We start from the raw sequence: 7,751 nt of genomic DNA on the forward strand, positions 1-7,751 counted from the left end.
GGGGGAACAGGGGGGTCTTTCAAAACATTCAAAAAGGGGAAAACTAACTACTTTGCCGTTGTTTGTGGTCACTGATGAAGGATTCCACCAACTTCACATCTTCTGCACTGCCAATGATGGCGGGGGTACGCTGGTGTAATTTGGCGGGAATTAAATCTAGTAAACGCTTCTGCCCATCGCTGGCCCTCCCCCCAGCCTGTTCCACCAAAAAGCCCAACGGCGCTGTTTCGTAGAGCAAACGCAATTTACCATCGGGATTTTTTTCCGTACCAGGATAAAGGAACACTCCCCCCTGCATCAAAATCCGGTGAATGTCCCCCACCAAAGCGCCACTGTAGCGGGCGGTGTAACCTTCGTGACGATGGACGTAACGGGTGTAATCCCTTAGGGCTTCATCCCATTGCCAAAAATTACCTTCATTGGTGCTGTAGATAGGGCCGTGGTCGGGAATGCGAATATTTTCCTGGGCCAGAATAAATTCCCCCAAACTGGGGTCCAAAATGAAGCTATGCACCCCGGAGCCGAGGGAATAAACCAAGATGGTAGAGGGGCCGTAGAGGATATAACCGGCAGCAATCTGTTGGTCACCGTTGGTTAACAAATCTGACGCACTGCCGTCTAGGTCTTCCCCTTGCTGCTGGCGGATGGCAAAAATAGATCCGACGTTGAGGTTAATGTCCACGTTGGAGGAGCCGTCAATGGGGTCGTAGAGCAGGGTATAGCGGCCGATGGGGCAATTTTCGGGGATATAGTAGGGATTTTCCATCTCCTCTGAAGCTAAACGGCAGACCAAACCGCTTTGCTTAAAGACGGAAATGAAAACATCATTGGCAAAGACGTCCATTTTTTTCACCGATTCCCCCTGGACGTTGGTTTCCCCGGTGAAGCCCAATACATCGGCCATTAAACCGGCCCGGCTGAGACGACGGGCAATTAATTTTCCCGCTAGGGCAATGCGGTTCATGATGGCGCTCAAATCCTGGGCATCGGCGCCAAAGCTATTCAGTTGTTGGAGTACGTGGCGTGAAAGGGTGGTGCAATCCCGGTCCAGTAAAGAGTCAGGAATATTAATCTCGCTCACAGTCATGGATGAAAGTCTCCTTGGATTGCTAGGCTCAAAGTCCTTCCCATCCTAACTTGATCTTTCCGAACCCCGAAATTTCGCTATTTCTAGGCAGATTTTGCCAACCTCTGCCCCAAAATAAATTCGGCGATCGCCAGGTCTACGGGGGTGGTAATTTTCAAGTTGGTATCTTCCCCCGGCACTATTTTCACTGACTGGCCACATTTTTCTAGCAGGGCCGCATCGTCCGTTACTTCCCAACCTTCCTGTTTCCCTTTTTCATGGCAGGCTTTGAGCAGGGCCACGTCAAATCCCTGGGGCGTTTGGGCTCCCCACAAATTTTGGCGATCGGGGGTGTCAGTGATCCAACCATCTGCGTTAACTATTTTGATGGTGTCCTTCACTGGCATGGCGGCAATCAATCCTTGGCAATGCTGGAGCGCTTCGGTACAACGGTCAAATAAATCCGGCGTCGCTAAACAACGGGCTCCGTCGTGGATGAGGACGAATTTTGCCTGTTGGGGTAGAGCCTGCATACCGTTAAACACCGATTGCTGTCGGGTTTCTCCCCCCGTGATTAACTGCACTGGTTTAGGGCTATGGAGGGGAGCCAACAAAGCTTCAAAAGCCGGAAAATCGTAGGGCTGCCCAAGGATGCCAATCCATTCAATGGACTGGGATGCCAACGCCGCTTTCACCGTCCAACTTAGTAGGGGTTGCCCCAGAACGTTTAAAAGCAACTTATTTTGACTGCTCCCCATGCGCTTGCCGGAACCCGCCGCTGGAATCAATAAATGCATCTACCCAACTGTTAATTCTGCTGAAATTCTCGGCCTCAAACCTTACCATGTTTGAGACTGGGGACAATTCAAACCCATTTTCAAGTTTTAAACGAGTCTAATGTTTTCTGGGTCATTTCCCCCAACTGGGCCAATGTTGGAGCAGAAGTGTTAACAGCGGTTTGACTAAGCCAGAGTAAATATTCCACATTGCCTGCGGGGCCAGTAATGGGGGAAAAGGTTAAACCATTAAACTGCCAACCGAGGCTCTGGCCCGATCGCCAAACCTGATCAATGGCCTCTGCCTGGGCTTGGGCATCCCGCACCACCCCCTTTTTGCCAATTTTTTCCCTACCCACCTCAAATTGGGGTTTGACCAATAACACCACTTCCCTGGGGGGAGCAAGGAGGGACCAGAGGGGAGCCATCACTTTAGTGAGGGAAATAAAAGATAAATCCATCACCCCCAAGTTAGGCCAGGGTTTATTCCCATAAAGATCCTGAGGCGTGAGGTAACGAAAATTGGCCCGCTCCCGCAAAATCACCCGTTCATCCTGCCGCAATTTCCAAGCGACTTGACCATAACCAACGTCCACGCCGTAAACTTTGGTTGCCCCATTTTGTAATAGGCAGTCCGTAAAGCCACCGGTGGAAATACCCCCATCGAGACAAATGCGACCGTCCACATCAATGGCAAATTCCGTTAGGGCCTTAGCTAACTTTTCTCCCCCCCGAGAAACATAGGGAGGCCTTTGGGCCAACTCCACCACTGCATCCATGGTTACAGGGGTACCTGGTTTATCCACCAACTGTTGATTAACTTTCACTTCCCCCGCCCGGATTAACCGCTGGGCCAGGGCCCTGGATTCACATAGACCTTTGGCCACCAACAGGGCATCCAGTCGTTGTTTATCTGCTTTGGCCATCATTGAGTGCCTTTGAATAGTCCCTGGGGCCGGATGAATAAAATGATGATCATCAACAGCAGCGCTACGCCCATTTTGTAACTGGTGCCAAACCAAGGCACGCTCACTTCCTGGGCCACCCCAATGATTAGTCCCCCGGCGATCGCCCCGTAGGGATTACCAATGCCCCCTAGAATCACCGAGGCAAACATGGGCAAAATTAAAAACCACCCCATATTTGGTTTCAGGGTGGTCATTAGGCCATACATGGAGCCCCCCAGGGCGGTTAACACTGCGGTCATGACCCAGGTCCACATCACGACCCATTCCACATTGATGCCGGATACCTTGGCCAGGTCCACATTGTCCGCCACGGCCCGCATGGCCTTACCCACTTTGGTCTTTTGCAAAATCAGATGCAACACCACCATAGCGGCGATCGCCAGACCAATGACCAGCAAACGGTAATACTCAAATTTAATGCCCATAAAATCCTGGGCGGGGACAATGGGCACTCGGTAATTTTGATTATTGCCGCCCCAGATTAAGAGGATGCCATTGCGCAGAAATAGGGCTAGACCAATGGAGATAATGATCAAGGTCGTTGCCGTGGCCCGCCGAGCCCGCATGGGCTTCCAGAGTAACCATTCACCGATGAACATGGCCATGATGGTACCGACGCAACCCAGGGCCATGGATAGCCACAAATTAATGCCGCTGGTGTTGGCCCACCAAGTTAAATAGGCCGCCAAAGTCATAAAATCGCCATGGGCAAAGTTAGACAGACGCAAAATGCCATAGGTGAGGGTCAAACCCACTGCCCCCAGGGCAATGATGCTTCCCACCGCAATACCATTAAAAATTAACTGTGATAGATCCATGCCTTCCTAACGTGAGACCAAGGGCGATGTCGCCGTAAGCTAACCTACTTTAGGAGATTTTTGCCCATTTTTGTGATCCCGATACGACCCTTTTCGGGCGATAAAACCATGACCCATGGGATAGTCCCAATGGCGATCGCCGTTTTTGATTCTAGCCAGGGCAAACCATGGTGGACAATCGGGGGGTAAACCCAGTTTTTCGATAAAATGATGGCCAGACAAAGGTTTCTGACATTCTCCCACCGCTCATTCTGGTAAATTTCCCCGTATGGCTCTCATCACTGTCCAATCCCTCCGTAAAGATTTCGGCATTAAGGAAATTCTGCGGGATGCTACTTTCAACATCGAACCAGGCGATCGGGTGGGGTTAATTGGGGTCAACGGCTCTGGTAAATCCACTCTGCTAAAAATGATTGCGGGGTTGGAACCCTTTGATGGCGGGGAATATTGGTGCAACAGCAGTGCCAAAGTGGTTTATTTGCCCCAACAACCGGAAATGGACGGCGATCGCACCGTACTGGAACAGGTATTTGTGGACAGTGGGGAACAGTGGCAATTAGTTAAGCAATATGAACTACTTTCGGATAAGTTGGCCCACCAGGGCAGTGACGAGCAATTGCTCAATCAACTGTCAGCCCTATCAGCTCAAATGGAAACCTCTGGGGCCTGGGAGTTGGAAACCCAAGCAAAAATTGTTCTGACCCAATTGGGGGTAGACCACCTCGATGCCAAAATTGCCGATCTTTCCGGCGGTTACCGCAAACGGGTGGCGATCGCCGCAGCGTTACTGTCCCAACCCGATGTGTTGCTGATGGACGAACCCACCAACCATTTAGATGCTTTTTCGGTGGAATGGCTGCAAAGTTATTTACAACGTTTTCGGGGTGCCCTGTTACTTATCACCCACGACCGCTATTTCTTGGATCGGGTAACTAACCGTATTTTAGAAATTGACCAGGGGGAACTGTATAGCTACAACGGTAACTATGGTTATTATCTGACCAAAAAGGCAGAAGCAGAAGAATCGGAACAAAGTAGTCAAAGGAAACACCGGGGAGTGTTACGACGGGAATTGGAATGGTTAAAGCGGGGGCCCAAAGCCCGGAGCACCAAGCAAAAAGCCCGCATTGACCGCATCCATAGTATGCAGGAAACCAGCTTTAAAACCGGCACGGGCAAGGTAGATATTAGTACGGCAGGGCGTCGCATTGGCAAAAAAGTGGTGGAACTGGAAAATATCAGCAAAGGCTTTGGCGATCGCCAATTAATTAAGGATTTTTCCTATATCTTTACCCCGGTTGATCGGGTGGGCATTGTGGGCAAAAATGGCGTGGGTAAATCCACCTTGATGAACATGATCACCGGCCGATTAGAACCAGATCAGGGCACAGTGGACATTGGCAGTACCATCCATTTTGGTTATTTTGATCAACATTCCGATGATTTGAGTTTGAATCCTAATCAACGGGTGATTGATTACCTCAAAAGTGTGGCGGAATTGGTCAAAACCACCGACGGCGAAGTAATTACCGCTGGTCAAATGTTAGAACGGTTTCTGTTTCCCCCCAACCAGCAATTTGCGCCCATTGCCAAGCTATCCGGGGGAGAAAAGCGCCGTTTATTTTTGCTCCGGGTGTTGATGCGGGCCCCCAATGTTTTAATTTTGGACGAACCCACCAATGACCTGGATGTGCAAACCCTGGCAGTGCTGGAAGATTATTTAGAGGACTTTAACGGTTGCGTCATTGTGGTTTCCCACGACCGCTATTTCCTCGACCGCACAGTGGAAACAATTTTTGCCTTTGAAGAGGAGGGACAACTACGGCAATATCCCGGCAATTATAGTTTGTATTTAGAATATAAAAAAGCAGAACAGGTGAGGGCCAACCAAGAAGAAACTGAGTCTAAAAAAGTGCAATCCGCTGCCTCTAGTTCCACCACTGTTAAGCAAGATAATGGCTCGAAAAAGCTTTCCTATAAAGAAAAACGGGAATACGAACAACTAGAACAACAAATTCCCCAGTTAGAGGCGGAAAAGACCCAACTAGAAGCCCAACTTTACCAGAGTCCCAATGGTGACTTTAGTGAGTTACAAAACTTGACGGAACGCTTAGCTGATCTAAGTGAAAGTATTGATCAAAAAACGGAGCGCTGGTTAAGTTTAGCGGAGAGAATTTAACTGGCTATTTTACTTAATTCTTTAGTATTAATTCAGATTTAATCAAGCCATACTTCAGTAGCCAACTGATGGCTTTTTCTAGGGTAGCCATTGGCACAGACACAAATGACTGTAATTCTTCCAGAGACAAAGGCTGGGATTTATTGAGATTTTGCACAATTTGGTCAACCAATGCCATAGGTGGCAACATATAGCTAGCGAATTTAACACTTTCTAATTGGCTAATTGTTTCTATTTCTGCCAACGTGACATTTTCCCTGAGGGCAAACTGTAGATTACCCATCGCATTGGTTGGGTAGTTGGCGAATAACTTATAAGGGTCGATCATTGCTCCCCCTCGGGGTAACTGGCGATCGCCGCTGACCTGCCGACGCTTTTCGGTCAGATGGTGCCACAATTCCTGGTAACGACCATAAATACGAGACCAATCAAAAACCGTCTGGGCTTGTTCCTTCGCTGCTGCCCCCATGCGTTGCCGTAGTTCCGGTTGATGTAAAAGCTGATGGAAAGCTAGAGTCGCCGCCTCAATATCGACCGCAACAGTCTGACTGACATGACCAATGTAAAAATCGTAGGAATCAATATCTAACAAATGACGTAGTGCAAAATCATCACCCCCATCAGAGGGCATGGTTGTGGGAATTCTAAAGCCATCGATCCCATCCCGCACCGTATCTTTGTAACCATCCCAGTCACTAACTACAGAGGGCAGACCTGCGGCCATCGCCTCAATGGGCGTTAAACCGAAGCTTTCTTGAATATTGTCCGATAGCGATGTAAAAATATCTGCCGCCGCCCAGGCATCTCGACGCTGTGACGGTTGGCGACCATCCAGCACAACTGAGCCTATATTAGGCGCAGCCAACTGACGGGCTTGATCATAACTACGAGCCACCGGCTCATTGGGGAACCAACCACATTCGATCAAGGTAACGGATTTTTTTGCTGCCGCCCGTTCTAAGGCCAGATACAAAGGCAAGGGATGGGCTTTGGCATGGAAGACTAATCGACCCACAAATAATACCACCACATCCTCTGGCGCAATTCCCAGACGGTTACGGGCAGCCTGTTTTTCCGCCGTTGTAAACTGAAAATCTTGACAATGCACCCCCAGGGGAATGACTGGAAATTGAGGCATTTCACAAAAACGTGCCCCCAAACGAAATCGTAGATACTCAGCTTGTTCTGCGATGATGGTTTCTAAACTAGTCTTTACAGCTTTAGACGTACAAATAATCGCATCCCAGCCATGAACCGGAGCAATTAACAAATCGCGGATTGACTGCATTGCCCCAGCAGATGAAATTGTATGGGTGATGCCACACAAACTATAGGATTGCTCTTGGCCACTACCCAAACGTCGCTGGGCTTCATTGAGCAGACCTGGCCCCGGCAAGTAAAGTATTGATGCATGCTCCAACTTTTCCGGCTGATGACGAGGTAGCCACTGCACAAGGCGATCGCCCTTGGTCGGATCATGTCTTAAAACATCAGCCTTAAACGCGCCAAAACTTCCTGCATCTCGACAATAGCCAAATATAGGATTGCTCGGGGGAGTTCCCCGGATTACGGCCCGCAAAAACGCTTCACCTGCGGAGTGCCGTCCCATAAGCCTGGAACCGCTAGTACGATAACCCTCTGATTCATAGAAGATAGCCGGAGACAGGGGAATATTGCTTGTTGGCATCAATCTAAAAACTCAATTTGCAACCATCTTAGTCTGAGTTGTTCCCAATCGTTTTTCGATTTAATCCCCAATGGCATCTAGCTAGAGCTAATGGGTAATTCTTTCATTGGCAAAGGAGATCGAGATGATTAATTGCAGAAACGCTGAATGGTATTTATGTGCCACCGAAAAATAAGCAGAATAACCCTATAGCAAAGCAAATTCATCACCTTAGTGCTAACTCCCTTAGCCAGTGTACATAGCTTATTTTTTCACAC

6 protein-coding genes are annotated in these 7,751 nt (G+C 49.0%); 1 reads left to right on the forward strand and 5 read right to left on the reverse strand.

What is annotated here, in order from left to right:
• Positions 1-43 precede the first annotated feature (43 nt).
• From fbp to H6G45_RS10225, 4 genes are all read right to left on the reverse strand, one after another.
• The gene (gene fbp, locus H6G45_RS10210; protein WP_190598340.1) at positions 44-1,087 is read right to left on the reverse strand and encodes a class 1 fructose-bisphosphatase; all 1,044 of its coding nucleotides are present in this window, start codon (positions 1,085-1,087) and stop codon (positions 44-46) included.
• Positions 1,088-1,170: 83 nt separating this feature from the next.
• On the reverse strand, positions 1,171-1,863 hold the full coding sequence (ispD, locus tag H6G45_RS10215; RefSeq protein ID WP_190598341.1) for a 2-C-methyl-D-erythritol 4-phosphate cytidylyltransferase: 693 nt from the start codon (positions 1,861-1,863) through the stop codon (positions 1,171-1,173).
• Positions 1,864-1,943: 80 nt separating this feature from the next.
• On the reverse strand, positions 1,944-2,768 hold the full coding sequence (locus H6G45_RS10220) for a TlyA family RNA methyltransferase (protein ID WP_190598342.1): 825 nt from the start codon (positions 2,766-2,768) through the stop codon (positions 1,944-1,946).
• Positions 2,768-3,628, reverse strand: coding sequence for a branched-chain amino acid ABC transporter permease (locus H6G45_RS10225; RefSeq protein ID WP_190598343.1), 861 nt, complete (start codon positions 3,626-3,628; stop codon positions 2,768-2,770). The genes H6G45_RS10220 and H6G45_RS10225 overlap by 1 nt, the downstream gene beginning before the upstream one ends.
• 268 nt (positions 3,629-3,896) lie before the next feature.
• On the opposite strand from H6G45_RS10225, the gene H6G45_RS10230 reads away from it, so the two are divergent.
• A complete protein-coding gene (locus tag H6G45_RS10230; RefSeq protein ID WP_190598344.1) occupies positions 3,897-5,807 on the forward strand; it encodes an ABC-F family ATP-binding cassette domain-containing protein in 1,911 nt (636 codons plus the stop codon).
• A gap of 13 nt (positions 5,808-5,820) precedes the next feature.
• Here the strand turns inward: H6G45_RS10230 and H6G45_RS10235 are convergent, their stop codons facing one another.
• A complete protein-coding gene (locus tag H6G45_RS10235) occupies positions 5,821-7,494 on the reverse strand; it encodes a glycosyltransferase family 4 protein (protein WP_190598345.1) in 1,674 nt (557 codons plus the stop codon).
• Positions 7,495-7,751: the final 257 nt, after the last annotated feature.

It is taken from the genome of Synechocystis sp. FACHB-383 (assembly GCF_014698605.1).
GTDB lineage: Bacteria > Cyanobacteriota > Cyanobacteriia > Cyanobacteriales > Microcystaceae > Synechocystis > Synechocystis salina.